We start from the raw sequence: 24,707 nt of genomic DNA, 5'->3' as shown, positions 1-24,707 counted from the left end.
GCTACGGCCGGTGGTAGTCGGCGTCGGCGACGTGCTCGAGCCACGTCGTCGTCGTGGCCGGGTCGTCGGCGTTCTCGGTGATGGCGAGGTGCTCCATGTACGAGGTCGGCGTCGCGCCGTGCCAGTGCTCCTCGCCCGCCGGGATGTAGACGGTCCGGCCGGGAAGGACCTCCTCCACGGCGCCGTCGCGCGTGCCCATCCAGGCGACGCCCTCGGTCACGTGCAGCGCCTGGCCGTTCGCGTGCGAGTGCCACGCGGTGCGGGCGCCGGGCAGGAAGCGCACCTTCGCGACGACGGCCTGCTGCGCGTCGGACTGCGGCGTCGCGATCATGTCGAGGTAGACGTCGCCCGTGAACTGGGCTGCCGGGTTCCTGACGGTGTCGGGCTTGGGCTCGATCCTCATGAGGGTGCTCTCCTTCGTGTCGTCGCGGGAGTCTCCCGCTGATCGGTGGGCAGGGGTCAGGCCTTCTCGGCGAAGACCGTCTTGGCGACGGCGATCGCGGCCATCGCGCGAGGCCAGCCGGCGTAGAACGCGAGGTGGGTGATCGCCTCGACGAGCTCCTGCTCCGTCACCCCGTTGTCGCGCGCGAAGGCGAGGTGGAAGCTCAGCTGCTCGGTCGCTCCGAGCGCCACCAGCGCCGAGACCGTGGCCAGGCTCCGGTCGCGCTTCGAGAGCTCCGAACGCTCCCACACCTCGTCGAACAGCAGCTCGTCGGTGTACCGGGCCAGGGTCGGCGCGATGTCCCCGACGGCCTTCTGCCCGCCGGTCCATCCGCTGTGCTTCTCGTCGGTCATCCGAGGACTCCTCTCGCTCGTGTGCTCCTCCCACCGAAGACCCGGCAGCCGCGCCGAGGGAGCCTCTGTCGAAGGGTGTTCCAGCAGGGCATCCCCGAGGACGGGAGAGCTCCGTAGGGTCGGCCCTGAACCGATCGGATCGACGAAGGAGACCACCATGCACGACCGCGTACTCGGACAGGGCCTGACCGTCTCGGCCGTCGGACTCGGCGCGATGGGGATGTCGCAGAGCTACGGCCCCAACCCCGGCAGCCGCGACGACATGATCGGCGTCCTCCGCTCGGCCGTGGATCTCGGCGTCACCTTCTTCGACACCGCCGAGGTCTACGGCCCGTACTCGAACGAGGAGCTCGTCGGCGAGGCCCTCGAGCCGGTCCGCGACGAGGTCGTGATCGCGACGAAGTTCGGCTGGGACATCGTCGACGGCGCGAGCGTCGGGCTCGACAGCCGGCCCGAGCAGATCCGCCGGGTCGCCGAGGCGTCGCTCCGCCGGCTGCGCACCGACGTGCTCGATCTCTTCTACCAGCACCGGGTCGATCCCGCCGTGCCGATCGAGGACGTCGCGGGCACCGTCGGCGAGCTCGTCGCCGAGGGCAAGGTCCGCCATTTCGGGCTGTCGGAGGCGTCGGCCGCGACGATCCGCCGCGCGCACGCCGTGCACCCGGTCACCGCGGTGCAGAGCGAGTACTCGCTGTGGACCCGCGACCCCGAGGCCGAGGTGCTGCCCGTGCTCGGCGAGCTCGGCATCGGCTTCGTGCCCTTCAGCCCGCTCGGCAAGGGCTTCCTCACCGGCGGCGTCACGACGGCGACGTCCTTCTCCCAGGACGACATCCGGAGGCGGGTGCCGCGCTTCGAGGCCGAGAACCTCGCCGCGAACCAGGCGCTCGTCGACCACGTCGTGCAGCTGGCGAGCGCGAAGGAGGTGCCGCCGGGTCAGATCGCCCTCGCCTGGCTCCTCCTGCAGCACCCCTGGATCGTGCCGATCCCCGGCACCCGCCGCACCTCCCGCATCCAGGAGAACGCCGGATCGACCGGCGTCACCCTCTCCCCCGACGAGCTCGCCGACCTCGACGGCCTCGCCCGCCGGGTGGGCGTCAGCGGCGAGCGCTACTCCCCGCAGCACCTCGCGTTCCTGGACAGGTGATCAGGACGCCTCGGGCGACCGGGGCGGGACGGCTCCCTCGGGCGTCACGAGACGTCGGGCGGCCTCGACGACTCCGGCCCGCCGTCGATCGATCTCGGCCCCGCCGCCCGACTCGGTCATCATGCGCGCGACCTGCGGCACCGCGTACCAGTAGCCGGCCAGAGCGAGGAGCAGGAAGTTCAGATGCTCCGGCGGGAGCCCCGGGGTGAGGGATCCCGCGCTCTGCGCCTCGGCCAGCGCGGCGGTCTTCTGCGCGTAGTAGGAGCGGCGCTGCTGCTCCTCCGGCACCTCGGAGGGGAAGGACAGCGCCTCCCACAGCACCAGGCGGACGAGCTCGGGGTGCGCGCGGTTGTAGTCGAAGAGGCGGCCGGCGTACTCGCCGATCCCCTCGGGAGTGGACGACTCGATCGGGATGGTCTCCGCGACGACGGCGAGCTTCTCGCGGAGCACGGCCGCGAACAGCTCCGGCTTGCTGCCGAAGTAGTTGTAGACCCGCTCCTTGTTGACGCCGGCGATCCGGGCGATCCGTTCCATCGTCGTCGCGTCGGGTCCCCGCTCGGTGAACTCCTGCGCCGCCGCCGCCAGGATCCTGCGCTTGGTGCCCTCGACGTCCCATGCCATCCGAGTCCCGCTCCCGTTCTCCAACGTTGGCGTTGTGTTTTGCCTCCCACAGTACTAGCTTGAAGACCAACGTCAGCGTTGGATTTCGGCGGCGGCCTCGGCTCGACATGACGCAGACCCCCGGACGAGAGGAACGAAGTCCATGAGCACCTCCCCCCGCGATACCGCAGCGCCGGGGATGAGCCGCGGGCTCACCCTGCTGTTCGCCGTCGCCGCCAGCGCCGCCGTCGGCAACCTCTACTGGGCGCAGCCCCTGCTGGGCATCCTCGGCGAGGACTTCTCCGTCTCCACCGCCTCCACGGGTCTGATCGTCACGGTCACCCAGGTCGGCTACGCCCTCGGCGTGTTCCTCCTGCTGCCCCTCGGCGACACCGTGAACCGCAGGCGGTTCATCCCCGGCCTGATGGTCCTCACCGCCGCGCTCCTGCTCGCCACCGCGGCCGCCCCCACCTATCCGGTGCTCCTCGGATCCCTCGGCCTGATCGGATTCAGCGCGGTCGCCGGGCAGGTCCTCATCCCGCTCGCCGGTGACCTCGCCCGCGACGACGAGCGCGGCCGCGTGCTCGGCACCGTCGCCGCCGGAATCATGATCGGCCTGCTCGTCGCCCGAGCACTCAGCGGTGTCGTCGCCGAGCACTTCGGCTGGCGCGCGGTGTTCGTCATGGCCGCCGTCATCATGCTCGTCGTGGCGGCCGTCCTCGCGCCCCGCCTCCCCCGTCTCGAGGCGCGACCGAGCGTCCCGTACGGCCGCCTGCTGCTCTCGGTCCTCCGCACGATCACCGGGACCCGGGCCGTGCAGGTGACGATGCTCATCGGCGCCTCGGCGATGTGCGTGTTCACGATGTTCTGGACGGGCATGACGTTCCTGCTGTCGTCTCCCGCCTTCGGCTACTCCGTGTCGCTGATCGGCGCGGTCAGCCTGGTGGGAGTCGTGGGCGCCCTCGCCGCGCAGCGCGTCGGCAGGCTCTTCGACCGCGGGCTCTTCGTCCCCGCGCTGGGCATCGGGCTCGCCATCACCTTCGCCGGTCTCGCCGTCTCGGCCCTCGGGTCGACGTCGATCGTCGTCCTGATCATCGGAGCGATCGTCTTCGGACTCGGCCTCCAGTCCGTCCAGATCCTCGCCCAGACCCGGATGGTGTCGATCGACCCCTCCGCCCGCAGCCGCCTCAACACCGCCTTCATCGGGGGCAACTTCGTCGGCGGCGCCGTCGGGTCCGCGCTCGCCGGGGCGTTCTGGCAGCTGGGCGGCTGGGTCGCGGTGATGCTCGCCGCCCTGGCCGTGATCGCCCTCGCCCTGCTCGTCTGGACGATCACCCGCAGGGGCGCGCTCGCGCACTGAGGTGCGCCCGCACGGCGAGAGGCGTGCAGCTGCTGAATGCCGCTCAGCCGCGCACGAGAGAGGCCACGTCGACTCCGAACACCCGCAGGAGGTGGGAGTGGAGGTGGCGCTCGAGGTCCGTGCAGACCGGGTCTCCGGTGCTCCAGATCCGCGCTGCCGTGCAGGCCGCGCTGAGCTCCTCCACCGTCACCGCGGTCCACCACCCGGGCTCGACCGCCCTCTCGAGGAGGGCGCGGGCGGCCTCGACCTCGCCGCGGTAGCGGGCGAGCACGCTGCGCATCGCCTCCGGATCGGACACGACCGACCGGAGCTCGTCGATGTGGGCGCGCAGGGTCGCGTCACCGCTTCGGCAGGCCTCGGCGATCGCCGTGCGCGCCACGTCTCGCGAGACGAGGGCGGTCGTAGCGGCGTTCTGCGGACGGCTGTCCGGGAAGTCGTTCATCGGCGATGTCCTCCGAGGGTTCGGCGCGGCGGTCAGTCGCGGACCCGGACTTCCACGGGTCCGTCGCTCGCGTCCTGCAGGGCCTCGACCGCGTCGAACGAACCGAGGGGGACGATGCCGGGGTAGGCGCCGACGCTGTCGTAGTAGAGGACGAGCCCCTGGTCGGGGGCGTAGTAGCCGAGAGTGCCGGCGGGGGCGGCGGCTCGATCGGGCGCAGTGCCGAGATCGAGCGGCGCGGGGAGCGTCGCGATCTTCTCCTGCCCGCCGTAGTCGCGGAAGTCGAGGGTGACCGGCAGCTGCGCGAGCAGCGACCGGGCGGCGACGGAGTCGTCGAGCGTCGCCTCGATCTCGAGGTCGCCGAACCGGAGGATGAGGGCGGTCGGGGCTGCGGAGGACTGCTGTGCGGCGGTGGCCGGCGGCCCGGAGTCGGACGGTGTCGGTGCAGCCGGAGCCGTCGACGCACTGGTCGCAGGCTCGGCAGTGTCGTCGCCCGGAGCGCTGCATCCCGACACCGTCAGCACGAGGACGCCGAGGGGCGCGAGGAGCAGGCGCGCGCCGCGGACGAGCACCGCGTCAGCGCGCATCGAGGTGATCCACCGTGAAGGCCGAGCGGCGCCCGTAGAGCGTGATCAGGAGCGCGATCACGCCGAGCCCCGCCATCAGCACCGCGAGGACCAGCGCGTCGAAGCTCTCGAGCAGGACCGCCCCGAGCACCCCCGCCCCGAAGATCGCGAGGTTGAACGCCACGGGGAGGAACGAGTTCGCGACGTCCGAGTTCTCGCGGCCCGAGCGGCTGAGTGCCGACTGCAGCTGCGCGGAGGCGCCGCCGAACGAGACGCCCCACAGCACGCTCGCCACCAGCACGACGGCCGGAGCACCGCGCCCCACGAGCAGGATCAGCCCCGCGAGGACGAACACCGCGACGCTCAGGTGCAGCAGCGCCCGGGGGAAGCGGTCGATGACGGCCGCCGTGATCGCGACTCCGACGATGGAGGAGACGCCGTAGACGAGGAGCACGAGATCGGGGCCGAGGCCCGAGCCGCCCTCGCGGAGGAACGGCGCGATGTAGGTGTAGATGGTGTTGTGCGCGAGCATCCAGACGAAGATCGTCAGGCACACGATCGCCACGCCGGGCATCGCGAAGACGCGGGCCAGCGGCAGGCTCCCCGCGGCGGTCCTCGGCTGGCCGGGCGCGTCCGGGACGAAGAGTGCGATCAGCGCGAACGTCACCAGCGCGATCAGGCTCAGCCCGCCGAACGACCAGCGCCAGTCGAACGTCGTCCCGAGCCAGGCGCCCAGCGGCGTACCGAGCGCGAAGCCGACGGGAGCGCCGACCGAGACGATCGACAGCGCGAGGCCCGCTCGCCGGGGCGGACTGATCCGCCGCCCGTACGCGGCGAGCATCCCCCAGATGATCCCGGTGAAGGCTCCGGCGAAGAAGCGCGACACGAGCGACACCACGACGTCGCTCGACAGCGCGGTGACGGTGTTGGCGACGATCAGGCAGGCGATGACCACCAGGATCAGCGGCTTCCGGCGGAACCCGCGCGTGAGGCTGATCGCCGGGATCGTGACGATCACCGTGCCGAGCGCCCAGACGCTGATGAACTGACCGACGGTCCCCTCGCTGGTCCCCATCCCCTCGGCGATCACCGGGAGCAGCCCCGCGGGCATCGTCTCGGCGGCGACGAGGAGGAACCCCATCGTGGCGAGGAGGGCGAGCGCGAGCCAGGGCATGGTCCGGGGCTCTGCCCGGTCGTCGGCGTCGGGGAGGCTCACGGGCGCAGTGGAGGTCATGGGGTCCTTCGAGGGCTCGGGGCGGCTCCGCGCGAACGAGGAGCCGTGCCGTCATCGGCGGTGGGGAGAAGAGGGAGGGGTCAGCTCGAGGAGCCGGCGGTGAGCCGCGCGACGTCCTCGGTGGCGGCCCAGGTGGCGAGCAGCCGGAGCTTGTCGTCGGAGGCGCTGCCGGGGACCGCCGGGTACACGGTCATCGAGTGGCCGGGGTCGTCCTGCAGCTCGCTCACCTGGAAGGTCAGCTCGAGCAGGCCGACCACCGGGTGCTGGAACTGCTTGAGGCCGGTGTAGTGGCGGCGCACGTTGTGCTCGGCCCACCGGGTCCGGAAGTCGTCGCTGCGCATCGACAGCTCGCCGATGAGGGCGGCGAGCTGCGCGTCGTGCGGGTTCCGGCCCGCGTCGCGGCGCAGGATCGCGACGTTCACGTCGGCCGCCCGCTCCCAGTCGGGGTAGAAGGCGTGCGCGCGCGGGTCGAAGAAGATGAAGCGGGAGTGGTTCGCGGGCCGCGCGGTGCTCCGGTACATCTCGGAGTAGAGCGCGAAGCCGAGCGCGTTCGCGGCGACCAGGTCCATCCGCGTGTTCGAGACGAAGGCCGGGGCGCCCGTGATCGCATCGAGCAGGTACTGCACCTCGGGCCGGACGGTCGCCACGACCGGGGTCCGCGACCGGGAGCGGACGCCCGCCTCGTTCGCCGTCCGCGCGAGATCGCAGAGGTGATCGTGCTCGGCGCGATCCAGGTGCAGGGCCCGGGCGATCGCGTCGAGCACCGAGTCGGACACGCCCGAGAGGTTCCCGCGCTCGAGGCGGGTGTAGTAGTCGACGCTCACGCCGGCCAGCCGGGCGACCTCGTCGCGGCGGAGCCCGGCGACACGGCGGCGCCCTCCGCTCGGCTCGACGCCGGCCTGCTCCGGCGTGAGTCGCCCGCGGCGCGACGCCAGGAACTCGCGTGCCTCTGCTCGATGGTCCATACCTCGAACCGTAGGAGCCGCCGACAGGTCCGTGAAGGGTTCTGTCAGAACCTGTCTCGCCGGGGCACCCCGCAGCGACGGCGGAGCGTCATCCGACGGACGCGAGGTCGATGCCCCAGACGCGTCGGAGGTGCGAGGAGACCCGGCGCTCGAGATCGGCGCAGACCGGGTCGCCCTCGCTCCAGATCCGGGCGGCCGCGCACGCCGACGCGACGCGCTCCGCACTCGCGTCGCGCCACCACTCCGGATCCGCCGCCGCCTCGAGGAGGCTGCGCGCGGCCTCGACCTCTGTGCGCAGGCGCGCCTGCAGCTGCCGCATCCGCTCGGCGTCGGGCAGCGCCGACCACAGCTCGTCGATGTGCGACTGGAGGGTGGCGTCGCCGAGGAGGCAGGCGTCGACGACCGCGACGAGCACCTCGTCGCGCGTGGCGGCACGTGGTCCGCACGGGGAGGTCTTCATCGGGGTGGGTCCTTCGGGGCGGGAGGCGAGTGGTGCGGGGAGGCGGATGCGGCGGTCGCGGAGGCGCGACCGCGCGGCGGGAGAGGGTCGGGCCGTCGTCGCGACTCGCGGGGGGACGAGGGGACGGGGCACGGAGCGACAGGAGGCGGGGGCCACCTCCCCTGACGGTATCTGAGGGCCTGCTCAGACACGCCCCACTCCCAGGGCATGCTCGGCCGGCACCCGGCGGAGCCAGCGCCACTCGAGCCGGGTCCGGCCCGTTGTGTCGTAGCGTGGCAGACATGGAGGCCGCCGCGATCGAGCTCGTGCGCTTCGTCGTCTCGCCCCTGCACCGCTTCGAGGGCCGCCCCGCCGACGGCCCCATCCCCTCCGAGGGCAACGAGCAGCCCGACCGGATCGAGATCCGCGCAGGCCTCGGCATCGTCGGCGACCGCTACTTCGCGCAGCGCGCGCACCGGACCGCCGCCGTGACCCTCTTCGCGATCGAGTCGCTCGAGCACGTCGCCGCCGAGCTCGGCACCGCCCCCTTCGATCCGGCCGACGTCCGCCGCAACATCGTCGTCCGCGGCGCCGACATCGACGCGCTCGCGGGCCGCACGTTCGCGCTCGAGCAGAGCGGTGAGCGGATCGAGTTCCAGGGCGGTCGACCGGCGAACCCCTGCGCGTGGATGAACGTCTCGCTCGCGCCGGGGGCGCACAGAGCGATGCGGAGGCGCGGCGGCGTCCGCTGCTCGCCCCTCGTGAACGGAGTCCTCCACCTCGGCCCCGCCCGGCTCGTCCTCCACAGATCCGAGGAGATGCTGATCTGAGCCGCCCGTCCACCGCCTAGGCTCGCTCCGACCGATCCCCACTCAGACCCGAGGAGGCGCCCGTGCCCCGACCAGGCCGCCCCCTCCGGACCCTCGCCGCCAGCCTCCGCGACGGCGCCCGCGACGTCTTCGCGACCACCCGCTCGCGGCGTCGCGATCCGAGACGGCGCTTCACGAGCACCGACGTCTCGGTGCAGCGGGTCCATCACGGCCGCGTCTGGGCGCGGGTGAGCACGGTCGGCCGCTCCGGCGAGCGCACCTTCGTGCTCGTCCCGGGCATCGGAGTCGCGGCCACCTACTTCGAGCGGCTCGCCCCCGCGCTCAACGAGTTCGGCCCGGTGCACGCCCTCGACCTGCCCGGCTTCGGCGGCGTGCCGCACCCGCCGCACGCCGAGCGGATGGGCATCACCGATTACGCCGAGCTCGTGGGGGCCGTCATCGACGAGCTCGGGCTCGACGACCCGGTCGTCCTCGGGCACTCGATGGGCACCCAGGTCGTCGCCGAGCTCGCCGCACGGCGCCCGGAGCTCACGACGATCGTGCTGCTGGGCCCCGTGATGAACCGGCACGAGCGGCGAGTCCCCGTCGCCGGGCTCCGCTTCGCCCAGTCGAGCGTCCGCGAGCCGCCGAAGGTGGCGGTCCTCGCCGCCGCCGCCTACCTCCTCTGCGGCCCGCGCTGGTTCTCGCGGGTGCTGCCCGAGATGATGCACTACCCCATCGAGGAGACGGTGCCCCGGATCCGCGCGTCGACGCTCCTCATCCGCGGCGAGTTCGATCGGCTGGTGCCGCGCGAGTGGGTCGAGGAGCTCGCCGAGTCGATCCCGCACGCCCGCGCGTGGGAGATCCCCGACGCCTCCCACTCGGTGATGCACGCCCACGCCGAGGAGGTGGCGCGGCTCTGCGTCGAGCACGCACGCGCACCTCAGCCCGATCGCGGCGAGACCGAGCTCCGGCGCTTCCCCGACGACGAGGTCGACCGCTCCCAGGAGGACGCCGCGGTCCCCGACCCGCTCGGAGCCGTCCGCGGGCGGGTGACCGAGCTCGCCGGCATCCTCCTCGACGACGACTCGCTCATCGCCGAAGGCAAGACGCAGCACGCCGAGGCGACAGACCCCGCGGCGCTCCGCGACGACGACGCAGCTCGGCCGTCGAGCGAATCGGCCGGCCCGTCCGAGACGACCCCCGCGTTCGACTGAGCCTCAGGACTCCTCGCCGACGATCTCCTCGCGGATGCGCCGCAGGTCCTCGGCGAGCGCCCCCATCAGGATCCAGTGCTCCGGATGCGGTGTCGCGATGACGAGCGGGGCCGTCAGCGCCGGCAGCTCGTCGGTGATCGCCTCCGGCTCGGGCACCGCCACCGACGACTGCACGAGCAGCCGCAGGTCGTGCGCCGCGCGGTGCAGCTGCGTCGCGATGTCCGCGATGGTCGCCTCGCGAACCAGGTCGGGGTCGTAGAGGTCGTGCACCGTCCGGGTCATCCCGCGCACCCGCGTGACGATGCGGGCGAGGCGCGGCGTGACCGAGTCGAGCGCGACGAGCCGGTCGCGGTGCGCCGAGCGGCGCGGGTTCAACCGGAGCGACTCCTCGCCGGTCGCGATGGCCTCCTCCGCCTTGCGCTGCATGGTCTGCAGGAGCCGGGCGTTGATCAGCAGCTCGTCGAGGCGCGCTCTCGCGACCGGCCGCTCCAGCGCGTCGGCCAGGTCGTCGAGGGCGGCCGCGAGCTGGGTCGTCAGGTCGCCGACCGCCCGCTCGGCCGGCGCGAGGGTGACCGGCGGCACGATCACGCCGTTGATGACGACTCCGATCACCGCGCCGATCAGCGTCTCGATGATCCGGTCGAACGCGTAGTTCGGCGTGACGGAGCCGACCGAGAGCACGAGCATCGCGCTGATCGGGATCTGCACCGCCGAGGCGGGGGTGAGCCGGATGGCCCAGCCGACCGCGATCGCGGCCACGATCGCCAGCAGCACGATGGTGCTGTCCGCGCCGAAGAGCGTGCCGATCAGCGAGCCGACGACGACGCCCACGATCACGCCGACGCTGCGCTCGAGGGCCTTCGAGAACGACTGGTTCACGCTCGGAGCGACCACCAGGAGGGCCGCGATCGCACCGAACACGGGGAGCGTGTCGGGGAAGATCAGCCCCGCGACGATCCACGTCACGACCGTCGCCGCCGCCGTCTTCACCAGCTGCAGCAGCGGCGGTCGCGTGGCCACGGTGAAGCTCGAGGTCAGGCGCATGCGTCCACGGTAGCCGCGGCGATCACGGCGTCGAGGCCGTCTCCACGCTCGCGAGCACGGCGCGGAGGGAGCGCGCCGCCTCCTTGCGAGCGCTCGGCTCGACTCCGGCGATCAGGGCGCGCTCGACCGCCAGCACCTCGGGGAACGCGAGATCGATCAGTGCGGCGCCGTCAGCGGTCAGTGCGATGAGGGCGCCGCGCCCGTCGGCGGGGTTCGCCGACCTCGCCACCAGCCCCCGCTTCTCGAGCGCCTGCACCCGCTTGGTGATCGCGGGAGCACTGGCGAGCCCGATCGTGCGCAGCACCGTCGGCGACTGCGGCTCCCCCGCCCGCCGCAGCGTCGTCAGCACGTCGAACTCGCCGCGCGTCAGCGCGAAGCCCGCCAGCCGCTCCTCGGTCGCCCGCACGATCAGCGCCGACGCGCGGATCAGCCGCCCGACGACGTCGACCGCCTCCGTGTCGAGCTCGGGACGCAGGAGCGCCCATCCCTCCCGGATTTCGTCGACGGCATCGCGCTGCTGATCATTCACGGGTAAAGTATAACTGCTTCACCCGTGAAGTATCACGCCGACCGCCGCCGCTCGGATCCCGCGCCACCCGAGGACCTGATGCCCGTCTCCACCGCCCTGCCCCACCCCCGCGAGCTGATCGCCTTCGGCCCGCACGCCGGCGCCCACCGCGTCGCGATCCGCGCCGGTGTCTCGATCGCCGTGCCGCTCCTCGCGCTCTGGTCGATCGGCCGCACCGACCTCGCGCTCTACGCGACCTTCGGCTCGTTCACCGCCCTCTACGGCCGTCAGCACACCCACCGCCCGCGGCTCGCGATGCAGCTCTCGGCGGCGGCCTACCTCGTGGCGGTGGTCACGATCGGCACGGCGGTGGCCCTCTCCCCGCAGCGGGAGTGGCTGATCATCCCCGTGGTCACGGTCGTCGCGGCGGCCGCCGCCCATCTCAGCGACGCCCTGCACTGGCACCCGCCCGGTCCGCTCTTCCCGGTGTTCGCCGTGACCGCCTGCGCGTCGGTCCCCGTCGACCCGTCGCGGATCGCGGAGGCGTTCGCCCTGGCCGCGGGCTCGGCCGCGTTCGCGCTCGTCATCGGAGTCAGCGGCATCGCGTCGCCCCGCGCCCGCCGCCTGGCGCCGACCCCGTGGCACACCTCGTTCCGCGCCGCCGCGGCGCGCCCGTCGACCCGCGCGGCGATGATCCGCTTCGGCGCGGTCGTGCTCATCGCCGGAGCGATCCCGACGGCGACGGGCCTCGGCCACCCCTACTGGGCCATGGTCTCGGCCGTCGCCGCGGTCTCGGGAGTCGACGCGACCGCCCGCCTCGTCCGCGCCGGCCACCGGATGCTCGGCACGATCGTCGGAGTCGCGATCGCCGCCGCCCTCCTCGCCCTGCCCCTCTCCCCCCTCGCGACGATCGTCGTGGTGGTGCTCCTCCAGATGACCGCCGAGCTCGTCGTCGGCCGCAACTACGGCCTCACCCTCGCCTTCGTGACCCCGCTCGCCATCCTCATGGTCGAGCTGGCGCACAGCACCGATGAGCTCGTCCTCCTGCGCGACCGCGCCCTCGAGACCGCGATCGGCGTGGCCGTCGGAGTCGCCGCGACCCTGCTCGCGCACGCTGCCGCCTCCCGGCGCTTCTCACAATGAGGGAACCCCGGACCGTCGAGGGAGCCCCGAGCAGCGGATCCCCTCGACGGTCCGGGGTTCCCTCAGCAGGGGCTGCGCTCCGTCACCGGAGGCAAGCGAAAGGCCCCCGACGCCTCAGCTGACTGAGGTGCGGGGGCCTTCTCGTGGCGGTACCGGTGGGATTTGAACCCACGGTGGACGCAAGCCCACACATGTTTTCGAGACATGCTCCTTCGGCCGCTCGGACACGGTACCGGGGAAGAGTGTACGCGACGGCCGGGAGCCGCGCCAATCGAGAGGGTCAGGCGCTGCCGGGGAGCAGGAAGTCGAGCACGCGGCCCCATTCGGAGACGGCGACCAGGTGCCCACGGTCGGGGACGACCTCGAGGCGCGAATCGAGGAGGCGGGCGGCGTACCACTCGCCGTGCACGCGGCCGACGACCGCGTCCTCGGCGCCGTAGAGGAGGAGTGCGGGCGAGGGCACGCCCTCGACGGCGAAGCCCCACTCCTGGAGTGTGTAGCCGACGATGTCGGCGGCCGAGCCGAGGTTGCCCTGGGCGGCCGCGCGCTCGAGCATGCGCAGCAGCCGGTCGCGGACCCCGGGGAGCTCGAGGACGGACGCGTCCGCCTCGGAGGCGCCGAGCATCCCGAGCATCGCCGCCGGGTCGGGCGCGGGGCCGAAGGCGCCGTCGAGCGTCGCGGTGAGCCGGCGGACGGCCTCGGCGAGCGGCAGATCGCGCCACGCCTCGAGCATCGCGCGGTTGTCGTCGCCGACCCACGGCACCGCGTCGTCGGGGGCGGGAGTCGCGATGACGGCGACCCGCTCGACCAGGCCCGGGTAGTTGGCCGAGAGGGCGAGGGCGACGCGACCGCCCGCCGACCAGCCCGCAGCGGCGACGGAGGCGACCCCGATGGTCGCGAGGTACTCGGCGATGTCGGCGGCGGCCTGCTCGGGGCTCGCGCCGACCCCCGCGCCCGCGGGATCGAGATCGGTGAGCAGCGAGGAGGCCCCGTAGCCCGGCCGGTCGAACGAGAGCAGGCGCACGTCGTGCCGCGCGGTCGCCTCGGGGTCGGGGTCGAAGTGGGCCGCGCCCGGCGCCGGGTGGGCGAGGACCACCACATGCTCGGCGCTCTCGGAGCCGGACCAGCTGACCCCGAGGGAGCGGCCGGACTTGAGGAGATGCACTGTCGACGCCATGGGGTCAGTCTTCCGCAGACCGCCGACACTGCCGGGGTGCCGCTCGGAGCGCGTTCGAACTCCACAGGCCGCGACGCGGGGGCGTTCTCCCCGGCACCGGGCGCGGCGCGTCCGAGTGTCGGCGGTCGACGGTACTGTCGAAGACACGTTCGAATCGCGGCCGATGTCGGAGGCGGCGCCTAACCTCACCCCATCGGCCCGCCTCCCTCGCTCGCCGTCCCCGCACTCCGTCTCCGCACTCCGCTCCCGAAAGGACCTCATGGCCTCCTCGAAGACGCGCACCGCCGCCTTCCGCTGCTCCGAGTGCGGCTGGACCGCCGCGAAGTGGGCGGGCCGCTGCGGCGAGTGCCAGCAGTGGGGCACCGTCGTCGAGAGCACCGAGCGCACGGGGATCGTCCGCGCCGTCGCCGCCGTCGCCCCGACCGCCGCCCGCGCGGCGCGGCCGATCACGCAGATCCCGACCACGTCGGGCGCCCACCACCGCCCCACCGGCGTCGGCGAGCTCGACCGCGTGCTCGGGGGCGGCATCGTCGCCGGTGCCGTGGTGCTGCTCTCGGGCGAGCCGGGGGTCGGCAAGTCCACGCTCCTCCTCGAGGTCGCCTCGCGCGCCGCCGCAGAGGGCCAGCGCGTCCTCTACGTCAGTGCGGAGGAGTCGGCCGCGCAGGTGCGGATGCGCGCCGAGCGCACCGGGGCGATGCACGACAGCCTCTACCTCGCCGCCGAGACCGATCTCGCGACCGTCCTCGGCCAGATCGACGAGGTGCTGCCCGACCTCCTGATCGTCGACTCGGTGCAGACCGTCGCGAGCGACACCGTCGACGGGCTGCCCGGCGGCCCGAGCCAGGTCCGCGAGGTCGCGGCCACGCTCATCCGGGTCTGCAAGGCGCGCGCCCTCCCCCTCGTGCTCGTCGGCCACGTCACGAAGGACGGCTCGATCGCCGGCCCCCGTCTCCTCGAGCACCTGGTCGACGTCGTCTGCCACTTCGAGGGCGACCGGCAGACGGCGCTCCGCTTCGTCCGCTCGCTCAAGAACCGCTTCGGCCCGACCGACGAGGTCGGCTGCTTCGAGATGACGGCCGAGGGCATCGCCGAGATCCCCGACCCGAGCGGCCTCTTCCTCAGCCGCACCCGCTTCCCCACCCCGGGCATCTGCGTGACCGTCGCGATGGAGGGCCGCCGCGCCCTGCCCGTCGAGATCCAAGCGCTCGTCATCGCCAACGACGGCGACCACCCCCGCCGGGTGACGAACGGAGTCGACGCCTCCCGGGTCGCGATGATCCTCGCCGTCCTCGAACGCCAGGCGGGCATCCCCCTGCGCCGCTGCGACGTCTACGTCTCGACCGTCGGCGGCGTGAAGCTGATGGAGCCGGCGGCCGATCTCGCCATCGCCGTCGCGATCGCCTCCGCCCACGCCTACACACCGCTGCGCCCCGGCATCGCGGCCTTCGGCGAGATCAGCCTCTCCGGTGACATCCGCCCCGCCTCCGGAGCCAAGCAGCGCGCGAACGAGGCCACCCGCCTCGGCCACTCCTCGCACCTCGACTCGGGCGCGTTCACCCTGTCGAGCGCGATCACCCACGCCCTCGTGCCCGTGCCCGAGCGGATCCCGGCCGGCGCGCGCGGCTGACGGCCCCGGCCCGCCCGCCGCAGACCGCTGACCCCGATCGGTGACGGTCTAGACGCCGCCCCCGCCGCCTCCGCCACCGCCGCCGCCCGAGCTGCCGCCGCCCCCGGCACCGCCGCTCGACGAGCTCGAGGAGGACCCGACGAAGCTCGACGCCGACGACGAGAACGACGAGACGCTGCCCGCGAAGGCCGCCGCCTGGAACCCGCTCGTCCCCGAGTACCAGACCGGATCCGCGCCCGCCCGCTCGTACACGAGGGCCAGGGCCTCCGCCCACCGCGACTCGAGCCCGAGCAGCACGGCCCACGGCAGGAGGCGCTCCGTCACCTCGACGACATCGATCGTCCCCACCTGGCGACGCTCCGCACCCGTGGGCGACTGCAGCATCGCCAGCCGGTCCTGCTCCGCCAGCCGGATGTACAGCTCGAGGCCCGCGAGATGATCCCGCAGCTCCGCCCCGGCCGCCGTCAGCGGCACCTTCGACACGAGCACGGTCGACACGACACCCGCGACCAGCGACAGCAGCAGCAGGATCAGCGGGAGCGCCCCGCCGAACGACCCATCGAGCAGGATCGCCCCGCCGACCACCGCGGCCATGAAGCCGAACAGCGCGGCGAGGATCACGAGCACCGAACCGCCGACCGTGCGCGGCCGGCGCAGCCCCGCCTCCGTCGCCCGAGCGGGCACGGTCGTCAGAAAGGCCGAGACCTCCTTGCCGAAGGCCTTGTCCTTCTCGGACAGGTCGCGCACCACGCCCGGCCGCGGCGACTCTCCGAACGCGATGTCGAGGAAGCGCTGGTCGTCCTCGGCGACCGGGACCGGCTGCCGGCGAGGACGGATCGTCGCCGGATCCTCGACGCGCAACACGAAGGCAGGCCGGCGCTTGGACCCCTCCGCCTCCTCGATCCGCACCAGACCGCGCACCGCCGCATCGATGAACGCGGCCGCCGGCGCCTTCGCCGTCTTGCCGCGCAGGGCGGCCGAGAGGAAGATCCCCGCAGCCGGGGGCTCGTACTCGGCGATCACCGTCGGACGCCCCGCCGCGTCCTTCAGCACCGTCGCCCGCCGGACGGCGGCGAGGACGAGCGCCCCGAGAGACAGCAGCACACCGGCCAGCTGCAGCCAGGCCCACCCGGAGGCGAGGTAGGAGTCGTCGCGCGGAGTGAAGGTGCCGGGAGCGAATCCGAGCGCCACGGTCACGTTCTCACCCGGCGACAGGTCGCTCCCCGAGGCGGTCAGCACGCCGTCGCCGCCGTCGATCGTGCAGCCGTCGGTCGAGCCCGCCACACCCCGGTAGCACCTCGCGGTGCCCGTCGCCGCGTCCGCGAGACCCTCGTCGAGCTCGATACGGATGTCGAAGCGGTCGAACGGCTGCCGCCAGGCCGTCCCGTTCGTGTCCCAGTAGAACTCGTCCTGCCCGCTGTCCGTCCCGGAGGCGGGCAGCGTGACGTCGCGCTGCGTGTAGGTGAAGACGTAGGTCCGGCTGCCGCGGACGAAGTCGTCCTCCGCACTCGTGACCAGGAGGATGCCGTCGTCGCTCTCGGTCTCGAACGGCCGCGGAGCGCCGTCGCCGTCGGTGACCGAGATCATCCGAACGTCGGTCGGGTGCCCCTCGTACTCGAGCGGGATCGCGCGCTGCATGCCGCGGTTCTGGTCCGCGTCGGGGAACTCGGCCACGAACGTCTCGGTGGTCGTCAGTGTGGAGCGCCCGGCCTCGTCCCGGCCGAGGCGGAACACCGCCGAGTAGTCCGAGAAGCGGAAGTCGTCGACGCCGGCGCGCAGTCCGACAGCGACCGCAGAGGCCGGGGCGCCGACGGCGGCTGCGGGAGTCGCGGCCCCGGCCGCGAGCGCCGCACCGAGCAGCGCCCCGGCCAGCAGACCCGCCGCGAGCACCGATCGCGGGCGCGCCCACCGCCTCCCGATCGTCGCGGTCGGGATCCCGGGCGTCCTCGTCATGCCAGCGATGCTACGCGCGGCGCAAGCTCGACTCGTCCCCCGAATGGGCTACCCGGTCTCCTACTGCAGCAGGAACTGCGTCGTCGATCCCGAGGCGATCCCCGCCACCGACACCGACAGGTTGTACGCCGCTCCCCCGGCCGCCACGGCCTCGCGACCGCCGGAGCAGGTGTCGGGCGAGGAGCGCGTGCGGTCCCAGGTGAGCGAGCTGCCCATCACCGACTGCCCGGCCTGGAGCAGCACCTCGAGGTCGGCCGCTCCGGTCTGGCAGTCGGTCGACGTCCAGATCTGGTCCGCGCCGCTCGTGATGGTGAAGACCTGCTGACTCGTGCCCGCGTTGATCACGCAGTCGGCGCTCGAGATGTTCGCCAGCGAGAGCGAGAGCTGCGGATCCACGCCCGCCGCGTAGTTCGTCGCATCCGTCACCGCGGTCACCGCGACCGAGGCCGCGGTGCACTCGGGAGCCGCGACCGGCGTGCCGCCCGGGTCCGTCGACGGGTACAGGGTCGGCAGGGACGAGGCCGCCGGGCTCCCACTCGCGTCCGTCGAGCGCGCACCCGCCCACGGCTGCAGCGAGAGCACCACGGCGATCCCGGCGACGATCACGACCAGCGCGAGCAGCACTCCCGCCCTGCGTCGCCGGTAGACCCGGGAGGGCAGTCGGCGGGGCGGCGGAGTCACCCGCCCAGGCTACGACGCCCGTGCGGTCAGAGCGTCTTCAGCATGCGGGTGTTGCCGAGCGTGTTCGGCTTGACCCGCGCGAGGTCGAGGAACTCGGCCACGCCCTCGTCGGGAGAGCGCAGGAGCTCGGCGTACACCTCGGGATCGACGACCTTCTCGCCGATCGGCGAGAAGCCGTGACGCGAGAAGAAGTCGACCTCGAAGGTGAGGCAGAACAGCCGCGACAGCCCGAGCTCGCGGGCGTCGTTCTCGAGCCGCTCGAGGATGTGGTGCCCGACCCCCTTGCCGAGCCAGTCCTGCGCGACGGCCAGCGTCCGCACCTCCGCGAGGTCGTCCCACATCACGTGCAGGGCGCCGCAGCCGATCCGGTTGCCCTCGCCGTCCTCGGCGATCCGGAACTCCTGCACCGCGCCGTAGAGCACCACGCGGTCCTTGCCGAGCAGGACGCGCTCGTTCACCAGCGGCTCGCTCAGCTCCTGGATGAAGGGGACGTCGCTCGTGCGGGCCCGGCGCACCGGGTACTTCCAATCAGCCATCCGACAAGCCTAGAGCCGCGGGCGCGCGACCGGTCGCGGCACGACGAAGGCCCGCCCCTCCGAGGAGGAACGGGCCTTCAGCCGCTGTGAACAGTCGGTGCTACGCCATCAGGTCGGGAGTCGCCGAGCCGGCGGTCGCCGCCCCGGTCGTCGCACCGGCGCTGATCGAGATCAGCCGCGGAGTCGTCGTGAAGACGAAGCCGTTCGCGACGAAGTCGACGTGGATGTGGTCGCCCGCACCCAGCTCGCCGTGCAGGATCCGCTCGGACAGCTGGTCCTCGATCTCGCGCTGGATCGCGCGGCGGAGGGGGCGCGCTCCGAGGGCCGGGTCGAACCCGACCTCGATGAGGCGCTCCTTCGCCGACTGCGTCAGCTCGACGGTCATGTCGCGGTCGAGCAGACGGTCGCCCAGGCGCTTGATGAACAGGTCGACGATCTGGAGCAGCTCCGGCTTCGACAGCTGCGGGAAGACGATGACGTCGTCCACGCGGTTGAGGAACTCGGGCTTGAAGTGCTTCTTCAGCTCCTCGTTGACCTTGCCCTTCATGCGGTCGTAGCCGGTGGCGTTGTCGCCCTCGATCTGGAACCCGACGGGACCACCGGCGATGTCACGAGCACCGAGGTTGGTGGTCATGATGATGACGGTGTTCTTGAAGTCGACGACGCGCCCCTGGCCGTCGGTGAGACGACCCTCCTCGAGGATCTGGAGGAGCGAGTTGAAGATGTCGGGGTGGGCCTTCTCGATCTCGTCGAAGAGGACCACGCTGAACGGCTTGCGACGCACCTTCTCGGTGAGCTGTCCACCCTCCTCGAAGCCGACGAAGCCGGGAGGGGCACCGAACAGCCGCGAGACCGTGTGCTTCTCGCCGTACTCCGACATGTCGAGCGAGATCATCGCGTTCTCGTCGTCGAAGAGGAACTCGGCGAGCGCCTTGGCCAGCTCGGTCTTGCCGACGCCCGTGGGGCCGGCGAAGATGAACGACCCGGAGGGGCGCTTGGGGTCCTTGAGACCCGCGCGGGTGCGGCGGATGGTGCGCGAGAGGGCCGCGATGGCCTCCTCCTGACCGATGACGCGCTGGTGCAGCGCCTTCTCCATGAAGACGAGTCGCGACGACTCCTCCTCGGTCAGCTTGAACACCGGTATGCCGGTCGCCTGTGCGAGGACCTCGGCGATCAGGCCCTCGTCGACGACACCGGTCGCCTTGACGTCGCCCGACTTCCACTTCTTCTCGAGGCGCAGGCGCTCACCGAGCAGCTGCTTCTCCTCGTCGCGGAGCGACGCGGCCTTCTCGAAGTCCTGGTCCTCGATCGCGGCCTCCTTGGCGGCGCGGACGACGGCGATGCGGTCGTCGAAGTCGCGCAGCTCGGGCGGTGCCGAGAGGATCGAGAGGCGCAGGCGCGCGCCGGCCTCGTCGATCAGGTCGATCGCCTTGTCGGGAAGGAAGCGGTCGCTGATGTAGCGGTCGGCCAGGTTGGCCGCCGAGACGATCGCACCGTCGGTGATGGACACCTTGTGGTGCGCCTCGTAGCGGTCGCGCAGCCCCTTGAGGATGTTGATCGTGTGGGGCAGCGACGGCTCCGCGACCTGGATCGGCTGGAATCGGCGCTCGAGCGCGGCGTCCTTCTCGAAGTGCTTGCGGTACTCGTCGAGCGTGGTCGCGCCGATCGTCTGCAGCTCGCCGCGGGCGAGCAGCGGCTTGAGGATCGAGGCGGCGTCGATCGCGCCCTCAGCGGCCCCTGCGCCGACGAGGGTGTGGATCTCGTCGATGAAGGTGATGATGTCGCCGCGGGTGCGGATCTCCTTCGTCACCTTCTTGAGGCGCTCCTCGAAGTCTCCGCGGTAGCGCGAGCCGGCGATGAGCGAGCCGAGGTCGAGCGTGTAGAGCTGCTTGTCCTTGAGCGTCTCGGGGACGTCGCCGCGGACGATCGCCTGGGCGAGGCCCTCGACGACGGCGGTCTTGCCGACGCCGGGCTCGCCGATCAGCACGGGGTTGTTCTTGGAGCGGCGGGAGAGGATCTGCATGACCCGCTCGATCTCCTTCTCGCGCCCGATGACCGGGTCGAGCTTGTTGTCGCGCGCGGCCTGGGTGAGGTTGCGGCCGAACTGGTCGAGGATCTGCGAGCCGCCCTGGGGCTGCTGCTGCTCACCGCCCACGGCGACCTGCTCCTTGCCCTGGTACCCCGAGAGCAGCTGGATGACCTGCTGGCGCACGCGGTTGAGATCGGCTCCGAGCTTGACGAGGACCTGAGCGGCGACGCCCTCGCCCTCGCGGATGAGGCCGAGCAGGATGTGCTCGGTCCCGATGTAGTTGTGGCCGAGCTGCAGCGCCTCGCGGAGCGACAGCTCGAGGACCTTCTTCGCACGCGGCGTGAAGGGGATGTGGCCGGTGGGCTGCTGCTGCCCCTGGCCGATGATGTCCTGGACCTGCTCGCGCACCGCGTCGAGCGAGATGCCGAGGGACTCGAGCGCCTTGGCGGCGACTCCTTCGCCCTCGTGGATCAGCCCGAGCAGGATGTGCTCCGTGCCGATGTAGTTGTGATTGAGCATCTTGGCCTCTTCCTGGGCCAGGACGACGACGCGCCGTGCGCGATCGGTGAATCTCTCGAACATGCTGTCACTCCCTACAGAACCCGCAGGGGTGGGCTCCGATAGATCGACTGTAACCAGCGGTCCTCCCGGTCGGACCCCCTGTTCGCCCTGGGCGTGAGGGTGTTCGGAGCCCTCTGTTCGAGGCCCGCGTCGGGCGCCCCCTTCGTGGCCCCTGTCCGGGACCGTCGGACGACATCCCCGTGCGGCTGTTGCGGAGTCGTCCCCGTGTACGGGATCGTGACTGAGTGCTCTCACAGGTGAGAGCCGCGATCCCTCGGGGGGACAGCACCACATGACACTTCTCGCACGCCCGCGTACGCGCGGCGCCATCGCCGCCACCGCGGCCGCTCTCGGACTCGCCCTGCTCGCGGCGACGCCGGCCACCGCCGATGACGCTGACAACCCCTCCGACTGGGACGACGCCATCTTCTTCAACGGCGGCGGCATCTCGATCGACGCAGGCCCCGAGTACGCGGGCTACGACGTCTTCGTTCAGGCGCAGCTCCCTTACGGAGCGAGGGGCGACTCGGGCGAATGGGTCATCAAGAAGGCGTCGCTCGACGCGGAGGGCGACGCGCTCGTGTACAACTTCGCCGGCCCCGTGAACCTCTACTTCTTCAGCCCGAGCTCCCCGAGCGTGGGACTCGAGCTGCCGGAGCCGGATGCGACCGCCGCCGTCTACCGTGGCGAGTCGATCGAGTACGACGTCGACGTCGCCGCCGGGACGGCCGAAGTGGACGGAGCAGTCCCGAGCGTGACGCCGCCGGCTCTCGAGAACTTCGAGGTCTACATCACGCCGTTGACCAACGCGTCCGTCGCGCCCTCCAGCTACTCCGTCGGCGAGGCCTTCGACCTCACGTTCTCGGACCTCTACTGGGCGGGACCGGGCGACCTCGACGGCCAGACCACGTCCACGGTGATCTACTCCGACCCGACGACGATCGGCACGGCGGCCATCGCCGGCGGAGCGGTCACCACGACCATCGGCGCCGAGTACACGACCGACCCGCACACGGTCGCGCTGATGGACTCGTACGGACGCATCCTCACGAGCGCGACCCTCGACGGAGGCGCAACGGCGGCTCCCGAGGCCGCGCCCGCCACGACTCCGGTCGCCGCGGCTCCGGTCGTGAACACGGGCACCAGGACGGGCACCTCCACCGGCGCGCACCTCGCCGAGACCGGCGTCGAGACGGGCTCCACCGCCCTCATCGCGACCCTGCTCGTCGCCGCTGGTGCCGGCGGACTCGTCGTGGCGCGTCGCCGCGTGACCGCCTGACACAGGACAGCAGGGCGGTGCGGTACCGCTTCCCTCCACCTGCCGACATCCCTCTCGAGGGTGTTGCTCGAGGAGCCCGCTTCCGCCACTCTGGCTGAGCGCTCTCGCAGGTGAGAGCCATGATCCCTTGGGGGGACAGCACCACATGACACTTCTCGCACGCCCTCGCACGCGCGGCGCCATCGCCGCCACCGCGGCCACTCTCGGACTCGCCCTGCTCGCGGCGACGCCGGCCACCGCCGCCGAATCGGACGACCTGGCCGAGGCGATCGCCCACAACGGCGGCACGCTGACGGTCGATGCCGGCCCCGACTACGCGGGCTACGACGTCTTCGTCCAGTCGCAGCTGCCCAAGTCCGAGAAGGACAACGGCGGTGTCTGGCATCTCGAGAAGGCCTCGCTCGACGCCGAGGGCGACGCCACCGTCCAGAACTTCGCGGGTCCGGTGAACCTCTACTTCTTCAGCCCGAGCGCACCGCACACCGGGCTCGAGCTCCCGGACCCGCAGGTCACCGCCGCCATCTACCGCGGCGGAGCCATCGAGTTCGACGTCGACCCGGCGGCCGGTACTTCGGCCGTCGACGGTACGGTGCCGACCGTCAGCGCGCCGACCCTCGACGCCCTCGAGACCTCGATCGTGCCGTTGACCGTCGCGTCCCTCTCGCCCTCGAGCTACTACGTCGGCGAGGCCTTCGACCTCACGTTCTCCGACCTGTACTGGGCGACCGGGGGCGACCTCGACGGCCAGACCACGTCCACGGTGATCTACTCCGAGCCGACCACCATCGGCTCCGCGCCGATCGTGGGCGGATCTGTCACGACGACGATCGGCGCCGAGTACACCACCGACCCGCACACGGTCGCGCTGATGGACTCCTACGGACGCATCCTCACGAGCGCGACCCTCGACGGAGGGGCCGCCGCGGCTCCCGAGGTCACGCCCGCCCCGACGCCCGTCGCCGTCGCCCCCGTCGTGAACACGGGCACCAAGACCGGCACGAAGACCGGCGCGCGCCTCGCCGAGACCGGTGTCGAGACGGGCGCTGCCGCCCTCGTCGCGACGCTGCTCGTCGCCGCCGGTGCCGGCGGACTCGTCGTGGCGCGTCGCCGCCGCGCGACCGCCTGACGCGTGACGGCGGAGACGGGCGGGTCCGACGTGCAGACGCACGGCGGCCCGCCCGTCTCCACGTCCGGCGCAGTCCCGGCGATCCGCGCGGTCATCGCGGTGACGAGCTCGGCGCTCGTTCCCGGGCTCGGGCACGGCCTGCTCCGGCACCACCGCTCCGCCGCGATCCGATTCGCGGTCGCCGCCCTCGCCGTCCTCGCGGTCGCGCTGCTCGTTGCGGCCGTCTCCTCCGACCCATCGCGGCTGGTCGCCCTCGCGACGGACGCGCGTGCCGTGCTGATCGCCGGCGTCGCTGGCGCCGCCCTCGGCCTCTTCTGGATCTCGGGTCCGATCGCCGTCGCCCGCCTGCTCCTCCGCCGCACGAGCCGCACGAGCCTCGCGCTCGCCACCGCGGTCGCCGTCGCGCTCCCGCTCGGAGCGACGGCCTGGTGGGTGTCGACCACCGCAGCGCAGTACTCGCTGCTCTCCTCCGTCTTCGCCTCGGGCCGCGGCCCGGTGCCCGTCGACGGCCGGTACAACATCCTGCTTATGGGGCTCGACGACGATCCGCTGCGCGATCAGGTGCTGTTGCCCGACTCCCTCACCCTGGTCAGCGTCGACGCCGTCACCGGCCGGAGCGTGCTGTTCGGCATCCCGCGCACCGCCGCGAACTTCCTCTACCCAGAGGGCTCGGCGCTCGCTGCGGCCCTGCCCGACGGCACTCGCTGCCTCGCCGGCTGCGGCATCAACCACACGTACCAGTACGGCGCGACGCATCCCGAGCTCTACCCCGGGAGCGAGGACCCGGGCGCCGACGCGATGCGCGACGCGGTCGAGGGCTACACCGGCCTGCCCGTCTCGGCGACGGTGTCGATCCGGATGACCGGCTTCGCCGATCTCGTCGACGCGCTCGGCGGCGTCTCGGTGATCGTGACCCGCCCCGTCCTGCAGGCCGGCGTCCCCGACGACGGCAGCGGGAAGCCGGTCGAGTACGGGCCGCCGATCGCGACGGGGCTGCAGCACCTGGACGGCTCCGAGGCGCTCTGGTTCGCCCGGTCGCGCGTCAACACCTCCGACCAGGACCGCGCCGAGCGGCAGGGCTGCCTCCAGGCGGCGCTGTTCCGCCAGGTCGATCCCCTGAGCGTCCTGGCCCGGTTCACCGCGATCGCGCGCTCGGGCACCGAGAACGTGTCGACGAGCCTCCCCGCGGATGCGCTGCCCGCGCTGGCGCGTCTCGCGGTGTCGAGCCGCACCCAGCCGTTCGTCCGTGTCGAGCTCGGCGAGCCGCTCACCCTCCCCGAGCAGCCCGACGTCGAGCTGGTGCACCGCACGGTCGCCGAGGCGATCGCCGGAGGCGACGACGGCTCGGACGCCGTCCGCATCGAGGTCCCCGGGGCATCGGCGCCGGTCGAGGCGCCCGCGGTCGTCGCCCCCACCGGCGCGGACGACGACGTCGAGCCCGCCTGCAGCGTCCCCTGACCCTGCCGCCACTCCAT

At 72.4% G+C, this 24,707-nt stretch carries 24 protein-coding genes and 1 tRNA gene; 9 read left to right on the top strand and 16 right to left on the bottom strand.

The window, feature by feature from the left end; genetic code table 11:
- Position 1 precedes the first annotated feature (1 nt).
- Together GRS96_RS06115 and GRS96_RS06110 are read right to left on the bottom strand one after the other, a co-directional pair.
- Positions 2-403, bottom strand: a complete 402-nt coding sequence (locus GRS96_RS06115; protein WP_159988016.1) for a (R)-mandelonitrile lyase — start codon at positions 401-403, stop codon at positions 2-4.
- Between the two features lie 56 nt (positions 404-459).
- Positions 460-795 carry a carboxymuconolactone decarboxylase family protein gene (locus GRS96_RS06110; RefSeq protein ID WP_159988015.1) on the bottom strand — a complete coding sequence of 112 codons (336 nt, stop codon included), beginning with the start codon at positions 793-795 and terminating at the stop codon, positions 460-462.
- Between the two features lie 157 nt (positions 796-952).
- Here GRS96_RS06110 and GRS96_RS06105 point away from each other — a divergent pair, with 157 nt between their 5' ends.
- Positions 953-1,939 (top strand): aldo/keto reductase, encoded by a 987-nt coding sequence (locus GRS96_RS06105; protein WP_159988014.1) that lies wholly within the window; start codon positions 953-955, stop codon positions 1,937-1,939.
- Here the strand turns inward: GRS96_RS06105 and GRS96_RS06100 are convergent, their stop codons facing one another.
- On the bottom strand, positions 1,940-2,560 hold the full coding sequence (locus tag GRS96_RS06100; protein ID WP_159988013.1) for a TetR/AcrR family transcriptional regulator: 621 nt from the start codon (positions 2,558-2,560) through the stop codon (positions 1,940-1,942).
- A 142-nt stretch (positions 2,561-2,702) separates the two neighbouring features.
- Here GRS96_RS06100 and GRS96_RS06095 point away from each other — a divergent pair, with 142 nt between their 5' ends.
- Positions 2,703-3,899, top strand: a complete 1,197-nt coding sequence (locus GRS96_RS06095; protein WP_204162041.1) for an MFS transporter — start codon at positions 2,703-2,705, stop codon at positions 3,897-3,899.
- A gap of 43 nt (positions 3,900-3,942) precedes the next feature.
- On the opposite strand, the gene GRS96_RS06090 is transcribed toward GRS96_RS06095, so the two are convergent.
- The 5 genes from GRS96_RS06090 to GRS96_RS06070 all read right to left on the bottom strand — a co-directional run bounded on the left by GRS96_RS06090 (position 3,943) and on the right by GRS96_RS06070 (position 7,563).
- A complete protein-coding gene (locus tag GRS96_RS06090; RefSeq protein ID WP_159854729.1) occupies positions 3,943-4,341 on the bottom strand; it encodes a hypothetical protein in 399 nt (132 codons plus the stop codon).
- A 32-nt stretch (positions 4,342-4,373) separates the two neighbouring features.
- Positions 4,374-4,925: a cyclophilin-like fold protein gene (locus tag GRS96_RS06085; RefSeq protein WP_159988012.1), complete on the bottom strand. Its 552-nt coding sequence runs from the start codon at positions 4,923-4,925 to the stop codon at positions 4,374-4,376.
- Positions 4,915-6,138 (bottom strand): MFS transporter, encoded by a 1,224-nt coding sequence (locus GRS96_RS06080; RefSeq protein ID WP_159988011.1) that lies wholly within the window; start codon positions 6,136-6,138, stop codon positions 4,915-4,917. Before GRS96_RS06080 ends, GRS96_RS06085 begins: the two co-directional genes overlap by 11 nt.
- Positions 6,139-6,218: 80 nt before the next feature.
- Complete coding sequence (locus GRS96_RS06075; RefSeq protein ID WP_159988010.1) at positions 6,219-7,103, bottom strand: helix-turn-helix transcriptional regulator; 885 nt, start codon at positions 7,101-7,103, stop codon at positions 6,219-6,221.
- Positions 7,104-7,191: 88 nt separating this feature from the next.
- A complete protein-coding gene (locus tag GRS96_RS06070) occupies positions 7,192-7,563 on the bottom strand; it encodes a hypothetical protein (protein WP_159988009.1) in 372 nt (123 codons plus the stop codon).
- Positions 7,564-7,844: 281 nt separating this feature from the next.
- Between GRS96_RS06070 and GRS96_RS06065 the strand changes: the two genes are divergently transcribed.
- On the top strand, positions 7,845-8,372 hold the full coding sequence (locus tag GRS96_RS06065; RefSeq protein WP_159989239.1) for an MOSC domain-containing protein: 528 nt from the start codon (positions 7,845-7,847) through the stop codon (positions 8,370-8,372).
- Positions 8,373-8,434: 62 nt separating this feature from the next.
- Positions 8,435-9,568 carry an alpha/beta fold hydrolase gene (locus GRS96_RS06060; RefSeq protein ID WP_159988008.1) on the top strand — a complete coding sequence of 378 codons (1,134 nt, stop codon included), beginning with the start codon at positions 8,435-8,437 and terminating at the stop codon, positions 9,566-9,568.
- Between the two features lie 3 nt (positions 9,569-9,571).
- Here the strand turns inward: GRS96_RS06060 and GRS96_RS06055 are convergent, their stop codons facing one another.
- A complete protein-coding gene (locus tag GRS96_RS06055) occupies positions 9,572-10,612 on the bottom strand; it encodes an FUSC family protein (RefSeq protein ID WP_159854739.1) in 1,041 nt (346 codons plus the stop codon).
- Between the two features lie 22 nt (positions 10,613-10,634).
- Entirely contained in the window at positions 10,635-11,141 is a 507-nt protein-coding gene (locus GRS96_RS06050; protein WP_159988007.1) for a MarR family winged helix-turn-helix transcriptional regulator, read from the bottom strand.
- 78 nt (positions 11,142-11,219) lie between these two features.
- Here GRS96_RS06050 and GRS96_RS06045 point away from each other — a divergent pair, with 78 nt between their 5' ends.
- Positions 11,220-12,263 carry an FUSC family protein gene (locus tag GRS96_RS06045; RefSeq protein ID WP_159988006.1) on the top strand — a complete coding sequence of 348 codons (1,044 nt, stop codon included), beginning with the start codon at positions 11,220-11,222 and terminating at the stop codon, positions 12,261-12,263.
- Positions 12,264-12,407: 144 nt separating this feature from the next.
- Here GRS96_RS06045 and GRS96_RS06040 read toward each other — a convergent pair.
- Positions 12,408-12,497, bottom strand: a tRNA-Ser gene (locus tag GRS96_RS06040).
- Positions 12,498-12,543: 46 nt separating this feature from the next.
- Positions 12,544-13,440, bottom strand: a complete 897-nt coding sequence (locus GRS96_RS06035; RefSeq protein ID WP_159988005.1) for an alpha/beta fold hydrolase — start codon at positions 13,438-13,440, stop codon at positions 12,544-12,546.
- Between the two features lie 259 nt (positions 13,441-13,699).
- On the opposite strand from GRS96_RS06035, the gene radA reads away from it, so the two are divergent.
- Positions 13,700-15,067, top strand: coding sequence for a DNA repair protein RadA (radA, locus tag GRS96_RS06030; protein WP_159988004.1), 1,368 nt, complete (start codon positions 13,700-13,702; stop codon positions 15,065-15,067).
- Between the two features lie 48 nt (positions 15,068-15,115).
- On the opposite strand, the gene GRS96_RS06025 is transcribed toward radA, so the two are convergent.
- The 4 genes from GRS96_RS06025 to GRS96_RS06010 form a co-directional block, all read right to left on the bottom strand.
- Entirely contained in the window at positions 15,116-17,020 is a 1,905-nt protein-coding gene (locus GRS96_RS06025) for a DUF2207 family protein (RefSeq protein WP_159988003.1), read from the bottom strand.
- Between the two features lie 60 nt (positions 17,021-17,080).
- A complete protein-coding gene (locus GRS96_RS06020; RefSeq protein WP_159854750.1) occupies positions 17,081-17,701 on the bottom strand; it encodes a hypothetical protein in 621 nt (206 codons plus the stop codon).
- Between the two features lie 26 nt (positions 17,702-17,727).
- Positions 17,728-18,237, bottom strand: a complete 510-nt coding sequence (locus tag GRS96_RS06015; RefSeq protein ID WP_159988002.1) for an amino-acid N-acetyltransferase — start codon at positions 18,235-18,237, stop codon at positions 17,728-17,730.
- Positions 18,238-18,337: 100 nt separating this feature from the next.
- A complete protein-coding gene (locus tag GRS96_RS06010) occupies positions 18,338-20,848 on the bottom strand; it encodes an ATP-dependent Clp protease ATP-binding subunit (RefSeq protein ID WP_159854754.1) in 2,511 nt (836 codons plus the stop codon).
- 271 nt (positions 20,849-21,119) lie between these two features.
- Between GRS96_RS06010 and GRS96_RS06005 the strand changes: the two genes are divergently transcribed.
- The 3 genes from GRS96_RS06005 (at position 21,120) to GRS96_RS05995 (ending at position 24,690) form a co-directional block, all read left to right on the top strand.
- Entirely contained in the window at positions 21,120-22,106 is a 987-nt protein-coding gene (locus GRS96_RS06005; protein ID WP_159988001.1) for a hypothetical protein, read from the top strand.
- Between the two features lie 145 nt (positions 22,107-22,251).
- On the top strand, positions 22,252-23,232 hold the full coding sequence (locus GRS96_RS06000; protein WP_159988000.1) for an LPXTG cell wall anchor domain-containing protein: 981 nt from the start codon (positions 22,252-22,254) through the stop codon (positions 23,230-23,232).
- A gap of 3 nt (positions 23,233-23,235) precedes the next feature.
- The gene (locus GRS96_RS05995; RefSeq protein WP_159987999.1) at positions 23,236-24,690 is read left to right on the top strand and encodes an LCP family protein; all 1,455 of its coding nucleotides are present in this window, start codon (positions 23,236-23,238) and stop codon (positions 24,688-24,690) included.
- Positions 24,691-24,707 lie beyond the last annotated feature (17 nt).

The sequence above is a fragment of the Rathayibacter sp. VKM Ac-2803 genome, assembly GCF_009807175.1.
GTDB lineage: Bacteria > Actinomycetota > Actinomycetes > Actinomycetales > Microbacteriaceae > Rathayibacter.
The sequence above is the reverse complement of the archived record's forward strand: the minus strand, read 5'-3'. Positions and strand labels throughout refer to the sequence as shown.

What these genes read in the sequence shown, in the direction of transcription:
- GRS96_RS06115 (WP_159988016.1), bottom strand. Translation starts at nt 403, where the DNA reads ATGAGGATCGAGCCCAAGCCCGACACCGTCAGGAACCCGGCAGCCCAG.
- GRS96_RS06110 (WP_159988015.1), bottom strand. Translation starts at nt 795, where the DNA reads ATGACCGACGAGAAGCACAGCGGATGGACCGGCGGGCAGAAGGCCGTC.
- GRS96_RS06105 (WP_159988014.1), top strand. Translation starts at nt 953, where the DNA reads ATGCACGACCGCGTACTCGGACAGGGCCTGACCGTCTCGGCCGTCGGA.
- GRS96_RS06100 (WP_159988013.1), bottom strand. Translation starts at nt 2,560, where the DNA reads ATGGCATGGGACGTCGAGGGCACCAAGCGCAGGATCCTGGCGGCGGCG.
- GRS96_RS06095 (WP_204162041.1), top strand. Translation starts at nt 2,703, where the DNA reads ATGAGCACCTCCCCCCGCGATACCGCAGCGCCGGGGATGAGCCGCGGG.
- GRS96_RS06090 (WP_159854729.1), bottom strand. Translation starts at nt 4,341, where the DNA reads ATGAACGACTTCCCGGACAGCCGTCCGCAGAACGCCGCTACGACCGCC.
- GRS96_RS06085 (WP_159988012.1), bottom strand. Translation starts at nt 4,925, where the DNA reads ATGCGCGCTGACGCGGTGCTCGTCCGCGGCGCGCGCCTGCTCCTCGCG.
- GRS96_RS06080 (WP_159988011.1), bottom strand. Translation starts at nt 6,138, where the DNA reads ATGACCTCCACTGCGCCCGTGAGCCTCCCCGACGCCGACGACCGGGCA.
- GRS96_RS06075 (WP_159988010.1), bottom strand. Translation starts at nt 7,103, where the DNA reads ATGGACCATCGAGCAGAGGCACGCGAGTTCCTGGCGTCGCGCCGCGGG.
- GRS96_RS06070 (WP_159988009.1), bottom strand. Translation starts at nt 7,563, where the DNA reads ATGAAGACCTCCCCGTGCGGACCACGTGCCGCCACGCGCGACGAGGTG.
- GRS96_RS06065 (WP_159989239.1), top strand. Translation starts at nt 7,845, where the DNA reads ATGGAGGCCGCCGCGATCGAGCTCGTGCGCTTCGTCGTCTCGCCCCTG.
- GRS96_RS06055 (WP_159854739.1), bottom strand. Translation starts at nt 10,612, where the DNA reads ATGCGCCTGACCTCGAGCTTCACCGTGGCCACGCGACCGCCGCTGCTG.
- GRS96_RS06045 (WP_159988006.1), top strand. Translation starts at nt 11,220, where the DNA reads ATGCCCGTCTCCACCGCCCTGCCCCACCCCCGCGAGCTGATCGCCTTC.
- GRS96_RS06035 (WP_159988005.1), bottom strand. Translation starts at nt 13,440, where the DNA reads ATGGCGTCGACAGTGCATCTCCTCAAGTCCGGCCGCTCCCTCGGGGTC.
- radA (WP_159988004.1), top strand. Translation starts at nt 13,700, where the DNA reads ATGGCCTCCTCGAAGACGCGCACCGCCGCCTTCCGCTGCTCCGAGTGC.
- GRS96_RS06025 (WP_159988003.1), bottom strand. Translation starts at nt 17,020, where the DNA reads ATGACGAGGACGCCCGGGATCCCGACCGCGACGATCGGGAGGCGGTGG.
- GRS96_RS06015 (WP_159988002.1), bottom strand. Translation starts at nt 18,237, where the DNA reads ATGGCTGATTGGAAGTACCCGGTGCGCCGGGCCCGCACGAGCGACGTC.
- GRS96_RS06010 (WP_159854754.1), bottom strand. Translation starts at nt 20,848, where the DNA reads ATGTTCGAGAGATTCACCGATCGCGCACGGCGCGTCGTCGTCCTGGCC.
- GRS96_RS06005 (WP_159988001.1), top strand. Translation starts at nt 21,120, where the DNA reads ATGACACTTCTCGCACGCCCGCGTACGCGCGGCGCCATCGCCGCCACC.
- GRS96_RS06000 (WP_159988000.1), top strand. Translation starts at nt 22,252, where the DNA reads ATGACACTTCTCGCACGCCCTCGCACGCGCGGCGCCATCGCCGCCACC.